This window comes from Kitasatospora sp. NPDC004669 (genome assembly GCF_040609455.1).
Taxonomy (GTDB): domain Bacteria; phylum Actinomycetota; class Actinomycetes; order Streptomycetales; family Streptomycetaceae; genus Kitasatospora.
In genome coordinates this window covers 185704-200685 of record NZ_JBEXKB010000004.1, presented here as the reverse complement: position 1 = coordinate 200685, position 14982 = coordinate 185704, and the positions used below count along the sequence as shown (strand labels likewise).

15 protein-coding genes are annotated in these 14982 nt (G+C 72.0%); 5 read left to right on the top strand and 10 right to left on the bottom strand.

Features of this window, described 5'->3' with window-relative positions:
• The first annotated feature begins 23 nt into the window (after positions 1–23).
• Complete coding sequence (locus ABZW30_RS05685; RefSeq protein WP_355669745.1) at positions 24–641, top strand: VanZ family protein; 618 nt, start codon at positions 24–26, stop codon at positions 639–641.
• On the opposite strand, the gene ABZW30_RS05680 is transcribed toward ABZW30_RS05685, so the two are convergent.
• Positions 611–1285 (bottom strand): PhzF family phenazine biosynthesis protein, encoded by a 675-nt coding sequence (locus tag ABZW30_RS05680; RefSeq protein WP_355669744.1) that lies wholly within the window; start codon positions 1283–1285, stop codon positions 611–613. The two genes, ABZW30_RS05685 and ABZW30_RS05680, sit on opposite strands and share 31 nt — an antisense overlap.
• Positions 1286–1429: 144 nt before the next feature.
• On the opposite strand from ABZW30_RS05680, the gene ABZW30_RS05675 reads away from it, so the two are divergent.
• Positions 1430–1975 (top strand): hypothetical protein, encoded by a 546-nt coding sequence (locus ABZW30_RS05675; protein WP_355669743.1) that lies wholly within the window; start codon positions 1430–1432, stop codon positions 1973–1975.
• A gap of 77 nt (positions 1976–2052) precedes the next feature.
• Here ABZW30_RS05675 and ABZW30_RS05670 read toward each other — a convergent pair whose 3' ends face one another.
• Positions 2053–3477: a hypothetical protein gene (locus tag ABZW30_RS05670; RefSeq protein WP_355669742.1), complete on the bottom strand. Its 1425-nt coding sequence runs from the start codon at positions 3475–3477 to the stop codon at positions 2053–2055.
• 348 nt (positions 3478–3825) lie between these two features.
• Between ABZW30_RS05670 and ABZW30_RS05665 the strand changes: the two genes are divergently transcribed.
• Positions 3826–4011, top strand: coding sequence for a PspC domain-containing protein (locus ABZW30_RS05665; RefSeq protein WP_355669741.1), 186 nt, complete (start codon positions 3826–3828; stop codon positions 4009–4011).
• A gap of 87 nt (positions 4012–4098) precedes the next feature.
• Here the strand turns inward: ABZW30_RS05665 and ABZW30_RS05660 are convergent, their stop codons facing one another.
• From ABZW30_RS05660 to ABZW30_RS05650, 3 genes are all read right to left on the bottom strand, one after another.
• Positions 4099–4467: an ATP-binding protein gene (locus ABZW30_RS05660; RefSeq protein ID WP_355669740.1), complete on the bottom strand. Its 369-nt coding sequence runs from the start codon at positions 4465–4467 to the stop codon at positions 4099–4101.
• 216 nt (positions 4468–4683) lie between these two features.
• Positions 4684–5841, bottom strand: a complete 1158-nt coding sequence (locus ABZW30_RS05655; RefSeq protein ID WP_355669739.1) for an adenosine deaminase — start codon at positions 5839–5841, stop codon at positions 4684–4686.
• 125 nt (positions 5842–5966) lie between these two features.
• Entirely contained in the window at positions 5967–6935 is a 969-nt protein-coding gene (locus ABZW30_RS05650) for a LysR family transcriptional regulator (protein WP_355669738.1), read from the bottom strand.
• 92 nt (positions 6936–7027) lie between these two features.
• Between ABZW30_RS05650 and ABZW30_RS05645 the strand changes: the two genes are divergently transcribed.
• Both ABZW30_RS05645 and ABZW30_RS05640 read left to right on the top strand, forming a co-directional pair.
• Entirely contained in the window at positions 7028–8305 is a 1278-nt protein-coding gene (locus ABZW30_RS05645; RefSeq protein ID WP_355669737.1) for an MFS transporter, read from the top strand.
• A 26-nt stretch (positions 8306–8331) separates the two neighbouring features.
• Positions 8332–8886, top strand: coding sequence for a Uma2 family endonuclease (locus tag ABZW30_RS05640; protein ID WP_355669736.1), 555 nt, complete (start codon positions 8332–8334; stop codon positions 8884–8886).
• Between the two features lie 30 nt (positions 8887–8916).
• Here the strand turns inward: ABZW30_RS05640 and ABZW30_RS05635 are convergent, their stop codons facing one another.
• From ABZW30_RS05635 to ABZW30_RS05615, 5 genes are all read right to left on the bottom strand, one after another.
• Positions 8917–10194 carry a thymidine phosphorylase gene (locus ABZW30_RS05635; RefSeq protein WP_355669735.1) on the bottom strand — a complete coding sequence of 426 codons (1278 nt, stop codon included), beginning with the start codon at positions 10192–10194 and terminating at the stop codon, positions 8917–8919.
• A 106-nt stretch (positions 10195–10300) separates the two neighbouring features.
• Positions 10301–10693, bottom strand: coding sequence for a cytidine deaminase (locus tag ABZW30_RS05630; RefSeq protein ID WP_355669734.1), 393 nt, complete (start codon positions 10691–10693; stop codon positions 10301–10303).
• Complete coding sequence (locus ABZW30_RS05625; RefSeq protein WP_355669733.1) at positions 10690–11955, bottom strand: ABC transporter permease; 1266 nt, start codon at positions 11953–11955, stop codon at positions 10690–10692. Before ABZW30_RS05625 ends, ABZW30_RS05630 begins: the two co-directional genes overlap by 4 nt.
• Entirely contained in the window at positions 11952–13106 is a 1155-nt protein-coding gene (locus ABZW30_RS05620) for an ABC transporter permease (protein WP_355669732.1), read from the bottom strand. The genes ABZW30_RS05625 and ABZW30_RS05620 overlap by 4 nt, the downstream gene beginning before the upstream one ends.
• Before the next feature lie 3 nt (positions 13107–13109).
• Positions 13110–14933, bottom strand: a complete 1824-nt coding sequence (locus tag ABZW30_RS05615) for an ABC transporter ATP-binding protein (RefSeq protein ID WP_355669731.1) — start codon at positions 14931–14933, stop codon at positions 13110–13112.
• Positions 14934–14982 lie beyond the last annotated feature (49 nt).

Below are 14982 nucleotides of genomic sequence, written 5' to 3'. Positions count from 1 at the left end.
CACCGGTTCACGTCCTTCCCCCCGTGCAGCGAGATGGCACCAGGACACGCGACGAGCGTTCCGGCGCGCGGACCGAGACGAGGCCGGCGGCGGCCGTCCACCGTTCCCTCCGACTGGCGGGGCTGGCGGGCCTGGCCCTCCACCTGACGCTGGCGCTCTGGCTGGTGCTGAGACCCCTGCCAGTGGCCTGGGTGTACGACGCCAACCTGACGCCGCTCGCCTCGCTCCGCTCCTCCACCACCTGGCAGGTGGTCGGCGAGTTCCTGCTGCTCGCCCCGCTCGGGGTCCTGCTCCCGTTGGCCGGCGGCCGGATCCGGGCCCCCTGGCTGCCGTCCTTCCTGCGCACCACCGGCGTGTCCGCCCTGCTGGCGACCGGCCTGGAGTTCCTCTCCTCCTGGACACCCGGGCACGTCCTCAACGTGGACCACATACTGTTCGCCGTGATCGGCGTGGTGATCGCCCACCTCGCCCTCGTCCCCGGCCTGCGCCACCTGCTGCGGGACCGCCGGCCGAATCCGCGGGCACCGCGGGTCGCCGTCCTGACCGGCGCGCCGGTGACCGCCACCGTCGCCCCGACGGTGGCGGTCGCGCCCGCGGCCCGTCCGCGCGCCTACGCGGAGCCGACGCCGCCGGTGGGCTGAGGTTCCGCCCTCACCACCCGGCCGCCGACCTCGATCAGCCCGTCCGGGCGCGGCTCGGTCAGCAGCTGCGAGCCCCGACCCTGGGTGATGGTCAGCTCCCGTCCGAGCCGGGCGGTCAGCAGCAGGGCGGCCGCGCCGGTCGCCTCGTCCTCGTCGATCCCGTCGCCCCGGCCCGGGAAGGCCCGCGCCCGGATCGTCCCGGCCGCCTCGTCCTGCCAGGCCCACGCGTAGATCCACTCCCCCGGCGGCGGCACCCGGAGCCCGTCCACCTCGGCCGCCGAGCCGTACTGCCGCAGGGTGCGCCCGGGGGCCCACTCGGGCCGGGCCCCGATCCGGGTGAGCCCGTCCTCGTGCCGGACGGCGACCGGGCCGGCCGCGGTGACCAGCCGGTCCACGCCGAGCAGCCAGGCCACGCCGACACAGGGGTGACCGGCGAAGGGCAGCCGCACACCCGGGGTGTAGATGTCGATCTCCCCGCGCTCCGGGTCGTCGACGAACACCGTCTCGCTGAAGCCGAGTTCGCGCGCGAAGGCCTGCCGCTCCGTCCGCTCCGGCACGGCGGCGCCGTCGCGCACCACACCGAGTTCGTTGCCGTGCCGTCCGTCGGGCCCGCAAAAGACCCGCAGCACCTCATAGCCAGTCATTTCCCACCTCGTCAATTGCCGTTCCGGCGCGGCGCAACAACACCGTGATGAAAAGGCGACGACGGATGTCGGCCGCCTCCAGTACTGTGCGCTCTCGTCCCCGAACGGTTCCCGCCGTTTTTCTTCCTCCCACAGGAAACCCCCTTGAACAATCTCGACTTCAGCGCCGAGCCGCTGTTCTCCTGGTACGTCGTCGTGCTGGCGTTCAGCGGCATCTCCATGCTGGTCTTCGGGGCGTTGCCCATCGCCGGCCTGAAGGTCGGCCTGCGGATCGTCAGCATCCTCGTCGGCCTCGGGTTCCTGGGGTACGCCTACTACCTCGCGTTCGTGTTCGAGGGCGGCACGTACACCGTCTACTACAAGCTGTTCCTCGTGCCGATCGCGGTGATCGCCGCCTTGGTGAAGGAGATCGTCGATCGCGGCAAGGCCAGGAAGCGGCCGCCGACCCCGCCGGTCGGGACGCACAGCCCCAACGCGGCGTACGACCCGAACGCCCCGTACGGCCCCAACACGCCGTACAACCCCGGCGCGCAGCAGGCCCCGTTCAACTCGAACGCCCCGCAGCCCAGCCGGCCGGTGCCGCCGCAGGGTGCCGTGCCCGCCCCGCCGTACCAGCCGGGCGTCCCGTCGCAGCCGGTGGCGGACAACCCGTACGCCCAGCCGCAGCCGCCGCAGCACCCGGCCGGCTGACCCGCCGTACGTAGGCCGAAGGCCCGTCCGTCCCCGCTTCGCAGCGGGTGACGGGCGGGCCTTCGGGTCGTACGGGGTCAGTTCCCGGTGCCCTGCGCGCCCTTGCGGCGGTGCGCCACGACCATGGTGCCGACGCCGAGGGCGATCGCCGTCGCACCGGTGATCGCCATCGGGGCGGCGGAGGAGCCGCCCCCGGTGGAGGCCAGCTGGGTGCCGGTCCCGGCGACGGGGGCGGCCGGGACCGCGGCGGCCCGCACGGTGTCGCCGGACTGCTCGACGGCGGCCGCCGGGCTCGGCGCACCGGTGGTGGCCTGCACGGCCGGGACGGCCGGTGCGGTGGACGGGTCGGCGGTGGCGGCCGGGGTGGTCGGCGCCGCACCGGTGGCCGGGGAGGTGGGGGCCGGGGTGTCGGTGCCGCCCGCGGCGGCCTCGATCCGGAAGGCGACCTTCGGGCTGGTGGCGGCGGACTCGTGCCCGCCCGGGCCGGCCAGGCTCCACCCGTTGGCGAACACCGACTCGGCCGCCGCCGGAGCGCCCTTGGTCCAGGCGACCCGCAGGTTGACCGTACGGGTCTCGCCGTTCGCCAGCGCGATGACGTCGGCGTCCTTGGAGCCGCTGAGCAGCTGCACGCCCAGCTGGCTGCCGGGGAGGTCGTGCCACTCCGGCGTGCCGGAGATCCAGACGCCCTCCTGGGTCTGGAATTCGATCTTGATCATGTCCGCGCGGAGCAGGCCCTCGCCCTCGAACACGACCGTCGGGACGACCCGGAGGTCCTTGCCGGTGTGGTTGCCGTAGACCACCTTGAACGGCTTGGCCTCGCCACCGGCGGTGAAGGAGGCGGGCACACCCTCGACCTTCACGTCCGGGATCCCGGCCGGGGCCGGGGTAGTCGGGTTGCTGCTCTCGACGGTGAAGTTCGGGGTGCCGCCCCAGACTGGGGTGCCGCGCTGCTCCGGGGGCAGGGTCGGGTCCGAAACCACGGCGCTGAGGGCCGCGGAGGCCGGGCCGGGAGCGGCGTCGGCGGCGAAGGTCAGCCGCAGCCGGTAGGTGAACTCGGTGCCGGGCGCCAGGTGCAGCTCGGTGGCGAACGGGTCCAGGTCCCAAAGGCCGCCGGCGTCGGTGCCCTGCGCCTTGGCGTTCTGCCACTGGGTGTCGCCGGGGCGCTGGTATTCCAGCTTGAGCTGGCTCGGCCTGGGACCGCTGCCGCGGACCGTCGTGACGACGAAGCCGGTCGTCACGTCCACCTGGTGGTCGGCGGTGTTCTTGAGGGTCGAGGTGAGCTCGACCACGGTGCCCGCCTTGACCGTGGCCGGCATGCCGCTCGTGGTGATCACGACGGGCGACGCCCAGCCGTGCGGCCCGGGGGTGGGGGCGGTGGAGCCCGTGGCGGTGGGGCCGGCCGTCGGGGCCGCGACGGCGGCCGGGGCCGAGGCCAGGGCGAGACCGGAGACCAGGGCGGCGGTGGCGGCTGCGGCGAGGAGTCTGCGGGACTGACTGCGCAATGGAACCTCACGGAAGAATTCGGGCGAACACCCGAGGAGAGTGCGAAATCGCAGGCGTGAGGAGCCGTTTGAGGCCGTGCAGGCGCCGCCGATCCGCCCCCCACCATCCGCGACCGCGGAATCATATCCCCCCGGTCGTACAGCTTTGCGAACGGGTTTTCCGCACCCCGCGGGACCTTGTCTCAGGGGCGTCCCTGAGACGGACCCCGACTCCGGCCTACGCCTCCCCGGTGACCTGTCGGGGTGGGGAATCGCCTGGTGGGCGGAGGTTTTCGGGCCGGCGGACGCCGAGTATGGAAGTACGCCCGCCGGACCAGCCGGACCGGGCCGCCAGCCCGAGGAGCCGACATGAGTGCCCGTCTCGCCCGCCCCCGTCACAACCGCGTCATCGCCGGCGTCTGCGCCGGGATCGCCGAGCGCTTCGGCCTGACCCCGTGGACCGTCCGCCTGGTCTTCCTGCTCTCCTGTCTGCTGCCCGGCCCGCAGCTCCTGATCTACCTCGCCCTGTGGGTGCTGCTCCCCCAGGAACCGTGACGCCGTACGGGCGGGCACGGCGACGGGCCGCCCGCTCCCGGGTTCTCCGGGGGCGGGCGGCCCGTCGCCGTTCAGGGCCTGGGCGGATCAGCCCAGCGGCAGGCCCGGCAGGGTGTTGGCCAGTCCGCCGACGGGGGTCTTGTCCAGGCCGGGGACGCCCGGGAGCGCGCCGCGCTGCTGGGTGACACCGGCGATCGGGGCGACGTCGGCGGCGGACGCGGCCTGACCGGCGGTCGGGGCCAGGGTGCCCAGCGTGCCGGCGACCTTGTCGCCGCCGGGCAGCTTGGCGGCGGTGTCGGTGACCGCGCCGGTCACCGCGGGGTTCGTCACCGCGCTGGTGGGCAGCCCGAGGCCGCCGGTCGCCTGGCCGGCGGCCGCGGAGGCCGTGCCGGCGCCGACCGCCGCGATCGCGATGCCGAGCGCCGCGGTGCCGGCGGCCTTGAGAGCCTGCTTCATGGTTCGTCCCCTTGGGTCGTCGTCGGTGGCCGACATCGCGCGGGGCCGCCGGACGGGCGACCGACGCCATGGCCTGTCGGCAATGACTGGCACACCGTAGTGACAGGGTCGCGCGAGAACCAAAGGGTGTTCACTCACCCGAGTGAGTAGTCGGATGAACGCCAACTTCCATGCCTGGAAGCCGCGTTCATCCGACCGCAAGGACGGGGTGTCGACTCAGTTGCCGCCGGTACCCGCGCTGAACAGCCACTCCGCCTTGAGCTCGGCGTAGCCCGGCTTGATCACGTCGTTGATCATCGCCAGCCGCTCGTCGAAGGGCAGGAACGCGGACTTCATCGCGTTCACGGTAAACCACTCCATGTCGCCCAGGGTGTAGCCGAAGGCGTCCACCAGGTGGCCGAACTCCTGGCTCATGCTGGTGCCGCTCATCAGCCGGTTGTCGGTGTTCACGGTGACCCGGAACTTCAGTCGGCTGAGCAGCCCGATCGGGTGCTCGGCGTACGAACTGGCCGCCGCCGTCTGGAGGTTGGAGGTCGGGCACATCTCCAGCGGGATGCGCTTGTCACGCACGTACGCGGCCAGTCGGCCGAGCTCGACGCTGCCGTCCTCGTTCACCGTGATGTCGTCGACGATCCGCACGCCGTGACCGAGCCGGTCGGCGCCGCAGCACTGCAGGGCCTCCCAGATCGACGGCAGGCCGAAGGCCTCGCCCGCGTGGATGGTGAAGTGGTTGTTCTCTCCCTTGAGGTAGTCGAAGGCGGCCTGGTGGCGGGTGGGGGGGTAACCGGCCTCGGCGCCCGCGATGTCGAAGCCGACGACGCCCTGCTCCCGGTGGCGGTTGGCCAGCTCGGCGATCTCCTGCGAGCGGGCGGCGTGCCGCATCGCGGTGATCAGGGTGCCGATGCGGATGCGGTGGCCGGCCGCGCGGGCGTTGGCCTCGCCCAGACGGAAGCCCTCCTGGACGGCCTCGACGACCTCGTCCAGGGTCAGGCCGCCCTCCAGGTGCTGCTCGGGGGCGTAGCGGACCTCGGCGTACACGACGCCGTCGGCGGCCAGGTCCTCGGCGCAGTCGGCGGCGACCTTGATCAGGGCGTCACGGGTCTGCATGACGGCGCAGGTGTGTGCGAAGGTCTCCAGGTAGCGGACCAGCGAGCCGGAGTCGGCGGCCTCGCGGAACCACTCGCCGAGCTCCTTGACGTCGGTGGTCGGGAGGCCCTCGTAGCCGGTCGCGGCGGCCAGCTCGACGACGGTCTCCGGACGCAGCCCGCCGTCCAGGTGGTCGTGCAGCAGGACCTTCGGCGCGCGGCGGATCTGTTCGGGGGTGGGGATGCGCGGGCCGGTGCCCGCGGTGGTGACGGGAATCTGCTTCTCCATTGCGGAAATATAGCCCCTACGCGCGTAGACCTACCACCGCGAACAGCACCGAATGGTCCAAACCCGGCCCAGAATTCCACCGACCGGTCCATAGGATCCGCCAAACCGGTGACGGTTGCGCCATCTCAGTCGTGGTGCAGCAGCCGCCCGCGCCGGGACAGCACGAAGTCCCGGAACGCCGCCACCGGAGGGGTCAACGGCCGCCCCGCCGCCCAGGCCAGGCCGATCGCCCGCCTGGTCCGCGGCGCGGTCACCTCCAGCTCCACCACCCCGGGCCGCGGCACCAGCGCAGGCGGCAGCAGCGCCACCCCCAGCCCGGCCGCCACCAGCCCGCGCAGCGTCTCGGTCTCCTCCCCCTCGAAGGCCAGCCGGGGCGTGAACCCGGCCTCGGCGCAGAAGCCGTCCGTGATCACGCGCAGCCCGTACCCCTGCTCCAGCCCGACGAACGGCTCCTCGGCCACCTCCGCCAGCCGGATCCGGCGGCGGCCGGCCAGCCGGTGGTCGGCCGGGACGACCAGGTGCAGCCGCTGCTCGTCCAGCGGGCGGGCGGTGAACGCCGGGTCGTCCGGCAGCGGCGCGACCAGGCACAGGTCCAACTCCCCGGCCCGCAGCCGCTCCAGCATCGCCATGCCGTAGTCCTGCACCAGCTGGAACCGCACCTGCGGGTGCGCCGCCCGGAAGCCGCGCAGCAGCGCCGGGACGGCATCCGGCCCCATCGTGTGCAGGAAGCCGAAGGCCACCCGACCCACCGCCGGGTCCGCCTCCGCCCGGGCCGCCTCCGCGCCGCGCTCGACCTCCGCCAGCGCCCGCTCCACCGAGGCCAGCAGCAGCCGGCCCGCCCTGGTCAGCCGGACCGCCCGGCCCTGACGGGCCAGCAGGTCCACCCCCAGCTCCTCCTCCAGCCGGGCCACCGCGCGCGACAGCGTCGGCTGCGGCACCCCGAGCAGCGCCGCCGCCTGGGTCACGTGCTCCAGCCGGGCCACCGCGGCGAACTGGGCCAGCCGGGGCGCCAGCAGGACGGCCGGCTCGTCCGGCCCCAACTCGGCTGCCCGGTACCGCTGCTCCGTGCCGTCCGACACATCCGGCACCGCCATCCCGCCACCACCTCGACTCATACGCCAATGCATCGATCATCCACTCTTCATGCATTGGACGCATCAACCGGGCCGGGCCTACGGTCGACGCCATGCAGCCCTCAAATACCAGGGCATCCGCGCCCGCCCCGGATGCCACCGCCGCCACCGTCCCCACCGAGGACGACCGCCACCGCCCCGGCCAGCGCGACTTCCGCCGCGCCAACCTCGCCCTGTTCGCCGCCGGGATCGCGACCTTCGTCCTGCTCTACTCCACCCAGGGCCTGCTGCCGATCCTCTCGGCCGACCTCGACCTCACCCCAGGCCAGGCCAGTTGGACCGCCTCCGCCGCCACCCTGGGCCTCGCCCTCGGGCTGCTCCCGGCCAGTGCGCTGTCCGACCGGTTCGGCCGCACCGCGGTGATGACCGCCTCCACCCTCGCCGCCTCCGCCCTCGCCGTCGCCCTGCCCTTCGCGCCCGGCCTCACCGCCCTGGTTGCCCTGCGCGTCCTGCAGGGCGCCGCCCTCGCCGGACTGCCCGCCACCGCGATGGCCTACCTCGCCGAAGAGGTCCACCCCAGCGCGCTGGCCTCCGCGATGGGCCTGTACGTGGCCGGCAACAGCATCGGCGGCATGGGCGGGCGGCTGCTCTCCGGCTGGACCGCCGCCGCCCTCGGCTGGCGCTGGGGCCTGGCCGCCTCCGCCGTCCTCGCGCTGCTCGCCGCGCTCGCCTTCCGGCTGCTGATCCCCGCCGCCCGGCACTTCGCCCCGGCCCCGGTGGACGCCCGCGCGCTCGCCCGTACGGTCGGCCGGCACCTGCGCAACCCGCTGCTGGTGCGGCTGTACGCGCTCGGGATGCTGTTCATGGCCGTGTTCGGCGCGGTCTACAACACCGTCGGCTACCGGCTGATCTCCGCGCCGTTCCACCTGCCGGAGTCGGTCGCCGCCTCGATCTTCGTGGTCTACCTGGTCGGCACCGGCACCTCCGCCGCGGCCGGCCGGCTCTCCGCCCGTCTGGGCCGTCGCGGCGCCCTCTACGTCTCCATCGGCGTCACCGCCGCCGGCCTGCTGCTCTCCCTCGCCGACTCACTGGCGTGCGCGCTGCTCGGCCTGGTCCTGATCACCGCGGGCTTCTTCGCCGGCCACGCCACCGCCTCCTCCGCCGTCGGCCGCACCGCCACCGAGGGCCGCACCCAGGCCTCCGCCCTCTACCTGATCGCCTACTACCTCGGCAACAGCCTCGGCGGGACCCTCGGCGCCGACGCCTACCACGCGACCGGCTGGCCCGGCGCCGCCACCGTCGGCCTCATCGCCATGGCCCTCGCCGCCGCCGTCACCCTCTACGCCAGCCGTCAGGCGCACACGGCCCGGCGGGCGGTCGCCGACGCTTGACAGTGGGCGCCGATACACTCCGGGACATGAGCATCGATCCTGCTGTGTACGCCCGGCTGCGGGAGATCGCCGACCAGTTGCCACAGGTGCCGGGGATAGGGAAGATCGAGATCGCCGACGGCGAGATCGTCATGATGATGTCACCGGTCAGGAAGCACGAACTCGCCGTCATCCGGATCGCCCGGCAGCTCAACGCTCAATTGCCGACCACTCACCCGGGCTACATCGCGCATCCCGGCGCGGACCTGGAAGATGCCGGTCTGGGCAGGCTTCGCAACCCTGATCTGATGGTCTTCTCCGAGAAAGTGCTCGAAAGCGACCAGCCCGCACTTCTGCCTCACGAAGTGCTGCTCGTCGTGGAGATCGTCTCCAAGTCCAACCCTGAGAACGACTATCGAAACAAGGTCCACGATTACGCCGCCATGGGCATTCCGCTCTACGTGATCGTCGACCCCCGCACGGGCACCGGCATCGTGCACTCGGAGCCCGGTTACCAGTCCCGCGAGAAGTTCTCCTTCGGCGACAGCATCGCCGTCGGTCCGTGGACGCTCGACACCAGCGGTCTGCTCACGTACGCCTGACCTCGCGTACGTGAGCAGACCTCAGGCCCGTCAGGCGATGCGGTCCAGCACGATCGGGTTCGGGGTGAACGCCGTACCGGCCGGGGAGACCTCGATGCCGCCCGTCAGCGCCTCGATGGCGTAGTCGTAGCGCTCGGGGGTGTCGGTGTGGAGGGTCAGCAGCGGCTGGCCGGCCACCACGGTGTCACCGGGCTTGGCGTGCATCTCGACACCGGCGCCGGCCTGCACCGGGTCCTCCTTGCGGGCGCGGCCGGCGCCCAGACGCCAGGCACACACGCCGACGGCGTAGGCGTCCAGCGCGGTGAGCACACCGGAGGCGGGCGCGGGGATGACGTGCTGCTCGCGGGCGACCGGGAGCGGGGCGTCGACGTCGCCGCCCTGGGCGGCGATCATGCGGCGCCAGTGGTCCATCGCGGAGCCGTCGCGCAGCGCGTCGGCCGGGTCCTTGCCGTGCACGCCGGCCGCGGCGAGCATCTCGCGGGCGAGCGCGAGGGTCAGCTCCACGACGTCGGCCGGGCCGCCGCCCGCCAGCACCTCGACGGACTCACGGACCTCCAGCGCGTTGCCCGCGGTGAGGCCGAGCGGGGTGGACATGTCGGTGAGCAGGGCGACGGTGTTGACCCCGGCGGTGGTGCCCAGGCCGACCATGGTGCGCGCGAGTTCGCGGGCGTCGTCCAGGGTCTTCATGAAGGCCCCGGAGCCGACCTTGACGTCCAGCACCAGCGCGCCGGTGCCCTCGGCGATCTTCTTGGACATGATCGAGGAGGCGATCAGCGGGATGGCCTCGACGGTACCGGTGACGTCGCGCAGCGCGTACAGCTTCTTGTCGGCGGGCGCGAGGCCGTCGCCGGCCGCGCAGATGACCGCACCCGCGTCGCGCAGCACGTCCATCATCTCGTCGTTGGAGAGCAGGGCGCGCCAGCCGGGGATGGACTCCAGCTTGTCCAGGGTGCCGCCGGTGTGGCCGAGGCCACGGCCGGACAGCTGCGGGACGGCCGCGCCGCAGGCGGCGACCAGCGGGGCGAGCGGGAGGGTGATCTTGTCGCCGACGCCGCCGGTGGAGTGCTTGTCGCTGGTGGGCAGCGGCAGCGAGGAGAAGTCCATCCGGACGCCGGAGCGGATCATGGCGTCGGTCCAGCGGCTGATCTCGCGCGGCTGCATGCCGTTCAGCAGGATCGCCATGGCCAGCGCGGACATCTGCTCGTCGGCGACCTCGCCACGGGTGTAGGCGTCGATGACCCAGTCGATCTGAGCGTCGCTCAGCTCTCCGCGGTCGCGCTTGGTCCTGATGACGGAGATGGCGTCCATGCGTGCTCCCAGTGGGGTTTCTAAAAGCCTGAAATGCGAAGAGTGCCGCGAGATGACCGGGTTCCGGCCCACTCGCGACACTCTACGCGCGTAACAAATGCCGATGCTAGAGCCGCTCCGGCCCGAACGCGTCGGGCAGAACCTCGCTCATCGGCTTCACGCCCGAGGCCAGGTCGACCAGCAGCTCGGGACCGCCGTGCTCGTACAGCAGCTGGCGGCAGCGCCCGCACGGCATCAGCAGCTCACCCGCGCCGTCGACGCAGGTGAAGGCGACCAGCCGGCCGCCGCCGGAGGCGTGCAGCGCGGACACCAGACCGCACTCGGCGCACAGCCCGAGCCCGTACGAGGCGTTCTCCACGTTGCAGCCGCTGACCACCCGGCCGTCGTCGACCAGCGCCGCCGCGCCGACCGGAAACTTGCTGTACGGGGCGTACGCGCGGCCCATCGCCACGCGCGCCGCCTCGCGCAGCCGCTCCCAGTCGATCACGGGGGCGGTCACTTGCCCTGACCCTTGCGGTAGATCTGACCGTCCGCCTTGGGCATCCGCAGTCGTTGCGAGGCCAGCGAGAGCACCACGAGGGTGATCAGGTACGGCGTGGCGACGATCAGCGGACGCTGGACCTCATCGGTCAGCGCGTACCAGGCACCCATGCCGCCGGCCACCACGAAGGAGATCACCGTCGCGACGTACTTGCGGCGGTACAGCTGCCACAGGGCGAGCAGCGCCATCGCGATCGAGACGATCAGGATCAGCACGTGGACCGACTCCGGGTCGCGCAGCTGGAGGCTGTCGGTGAAGCCGAACAGGCCGGCGCCCATGGCGAGACCGCCGGGCATCCAGTTGCCGAAGATCATCGCCGCGAGGCCGATGAAGCCTCGGCCGAGGGTCTGGCCGTCCTTGTAGAAGTGCGCGGCGACCAGCGAGAGGTACGCACCGCCGAGGCCCGCGAAGGCGCCGGAGGCGATGACCGCCATGTACTTGTACTTGTAGACGTTGACGCCCAGCGACTCGGCCGCGGTCGGGTTCTCACCACAGGAGCGCAGCCGCAGGCCGAACACCGTGCGCCAGAGCACGAAGTAGCTGACCACGATCAGAGCGGCGGCCAGGATCACGACCACCGAGATGTTGGTGACCAGACCGCCGAGCACGCCGGCGATGTCCGAGACGAGGAACCAGTGGTGGCTCTCGATGGTCTTCAGGCCCGAGGACAGCCCCGGAACGGTGATGTACGGCAGCGGATCCGCCGGCGGGGACTGGTTCGCACCGGCACCGGCCGAGATGTAGTCCTTGTAGTAGATCCGGTTGACGTACGCGCAGATGCCGGGGATCAGCAGGTTGATGCCGACACCGGAGACGATGTGGTCGACGCCGAAGGTGACGGTGATGACCGCGTGCAGCAGACCGCCGAGCGCACCGCCGAGCATGCCGGCCAGCAGGCCGACCCACGGGTTGACCAGGTAACCGGCCCAGGCACCGCAGAAGGTGCCGGCGACCATCATGCCTTCGAGGCCGATGTTGACCACACCGGCCCGCTCGGACCAGAGACCGCCCAGACCGGCCATGCCGATCGGCACGGCGGCGCTGAGCGCGGCGGTGACCTGGCCGGAGGAGGTCAGCGAGTGGTTGCCGGTGGCCATGCCCACGGCGGAGAACAGGACCAGGGCGCCCGCGATCAGGAGCAGGACCACCGGCCAGGACAGCTTGCGCTTCTTAGCAGGCGCGCCCGGCGCCTTGGGACGAGCAGCGGTAGCCGTGCTCATGCCGACACCTCCTTCTTCTCAGTGGCCGCGAGCTGGGCGGCGAGCTGGGCGCCGACCTTCTGCTGCTGGCGCTTCAGGCCGTAGCGGCGCACCAGCTCGTACGCGACGACGACGCAGATGACGATGGTGCCCTGCATGACCGCGACGATCTCGGACGGGAAGCCGCCCTGCAGCGGCAGCTGGGAACCGGTGGCGTCCAGGAAGGCGAACAGCAGGGCCGCGAAGGCCATGCCGATCGGGCTGTTGCGGCCGAGCAGGGCGATCGAGATGCCCAGGAAGCCGAGGCCGGGCTGGAAGCTCTGGCCGTAGGAGTACGAGTTCTGCAGCAGCTCGGGCAGGCCGATCAGACCGGCGATGGCGCCCGAGGCGACCATCGAGATGATCACCATGCGCTTGACGTTCACGCCGGACGCGGTCGCGGCGGACTCCGAGCGGCCGGTGGCGCGCAGGTCGAAGCCGAAGCGGGTGCGGGTCAGGGTGAACTGGAACAGCACACCGACCAGGGCGGCGATGAAGATGAAGCCCCAGAGGTCTCCACCGGCGGTGGGGATGCTGAAGAAGTGGCTGGACTGCGAGACCGGGTCGGTCTGGATCGAGTTGCTGGTGGCGCTGGTCTTCGGCGCGAAGACGCCGGGAGCGAGCAGCAGGCCGACGATCGCGACCGCGATCGAGTTCAGCATGATGGTCGAGATGACCTCGCTGACGCCGCGGTAGACCTTCAGCAGACCGGCGATGCTGGCGTACAGACCACCGACCAGCATGGCGGTGATCAGCAGCAGCGGGATCTGGATGAACGACGGCAGGTCGACCTGGGCGCCGACGAAGGCCGCGAACAGCCCCGCGACCTTGTACTGGCCCTCGACGCCGATGTTGAACAGGTTCATCCGGAACCCGAAGGCGGCGGCCGCGGCGGCCAGGTAGTAGGTGGTGGCCCGGTTGAGGATCAGCACCTGGCCGTCCGACTTGGTGGCGTACGTGATCATCACGTTCCACGCGTCGAACGGGTTCTTGCCAGAGGTCGCCAGCAGGACGGAGCAGATCGCGACGGACAGCACGACCGCGAGCACCGGCGCCGCCAGTGCGAGCACGATCCGCTCACCGCTGATCCGCTGCGCCAGGCTGCGCTTGGCGGCGGGGTTGGGACTGGTCATGGGTTACTCCCCCGCCTGCTGGTCGTCGGCGGTGTCGGTGTGCGGGTGCTCGGCCGCGGCCTCGGTGCCCTCGGCCGCGGCGGCCTGCGCCTCGGCGACGGCCTCCGGCTCGGACTCGATGTGGCCGGCGGCGGCACCGGTCATCGCGGTGCCGAGGTCCTCGGCGGTGACGGTGGCCGGGTCGGCGTCGGCGACCAGGCGGCCGCGGTAGATGACCCGGATGGCGTCGGAGAGGCCGATCAGCTCGTCCAGGTCGGCGGAGATCAGCAGGACGGCGAGGCCCTCCCGCTGCGCGGACCGGATGTGCTCCCAGATCTGCGCCTGCGCGCCGACGTCCACACCGCGGGTCGGGTGGGCGGCGATCAGCAGCTTGGGCTGGTGGCTCATCTCGCGGCCGATGATCAGCTTCTGCTGGTTGCCGCCGGAGAGCGAGGCCGCGGTGACCTCGATGCCGGGGGTGCGGACGTCGTACTGCTCGACGATCCGCCAGGTGTCCTCGCGGGCGGCGGTGGGCTTGAGCAGGAGGCCGCTGGAGTTGGGCTCCTCGGTGACGTGGCCGAGGATGCGGTTCTCCCAGAGCGGGGCCTCCAGCAGCAGGCCGTGCTTGTGGCGGTCCTCGGGGATGTAGCCGATGCCGGCCTCGCGGCGGGCCCGGGTGAGGGTGCCGGAGAGGTCCTTGCCGTCCAGGGTGACGGTGCCGCCGTCCAGCGGCAGCATGCCCATGATGGCCTCGACCAGTTCGGCCTGGCCGTTGCCCTCGACACCGGCGATGCCGAGGATCTCGCCCTTGTGGATGCGCAGCGAGATGTCGTCCAGGACGACGCGCTCGATGCCCTCGGCGTCGGTCTTGGCGATCCGCAGGTCCTCGACCTTGAGCATCTCGGTCGTGGTGACGGTCGACTCGCGGCTCTCGGGGGAGGGCAGCTCGGCGCCGACCATCAGCTCGGCGAGCTGCCGGGCCGTGACGGCCTTCGGGTCGGCGTCGCCGACCGTGGTGCCGCGCCGGATGACGCTGATCGCGTCGGCCACCGCGAGCACCTCGTGCAGCTTGTGCGAGATGAAGATGACGGTGACGCCCTCGGACTTGAGGTCGCGCAGGTTGTCGAACAGCGCGTCGACCTCCTGCGGGACCAGCACGGCCGTGGGCTCGTCGAGGATCAGGATCTTGGCGCCGCGGTACAGCACCTTGAGGATCTCGACGCGCTGGCGGTCGGCGACGCCGAGGTCCTCGACCAGGGCGTCCGGGCGCACGCCCAGGCCGTACTGGTCGGAGATCTCCTTGATCTTCGCCTTCGCCTTGGCACCGATGCCGTGGAGCTGCTCGCCGCCGAGGACGACGTTCTCCAGCACCGTGAGGTTGTCGGCGAGCATGAAGTGCTGGTGCACCATGCCGATGCCGCGGGCGATGGCGTCGCCCGGGGTGTGGAACTCGCACAGCTCACCGTTGATCGCGATGGTGCCCTCGTCCGGCTTCTGCATGCCGTAGAGGATCTTCATCAGCGTCGACTTGCCGGCGCCGTTCTCGCCCATCAGGGCGTGCACGGTGCCGGTGCGGACGGTGAGGTTGATGTCGTGGTTGGCCACGACACCGGGGAAGCGCTTGGTGATGCCGCGCAGTTCGACGGCCGGTGTCGCCGTCCCCGCGCTGGGGGTGCCGTCCTTGCGCAGGGGGACGGGGTCGGATCCGGTGATGGCGATCTCCTGGTGGTCTGGAGGCGCGTCATTGCGCGGGGAGGGCCAAGGGGGGGAAACGTGAAGACGGAACGGGGCCCGGGGGTACGCGTTGAGCGCACCCTGCCGGGCCCCTCCCGTAACTGTGTCGATCATCGCGCCACCGGGCAGGCGGCAGGCGCATGACGCGTCCGAGACGCGCGGG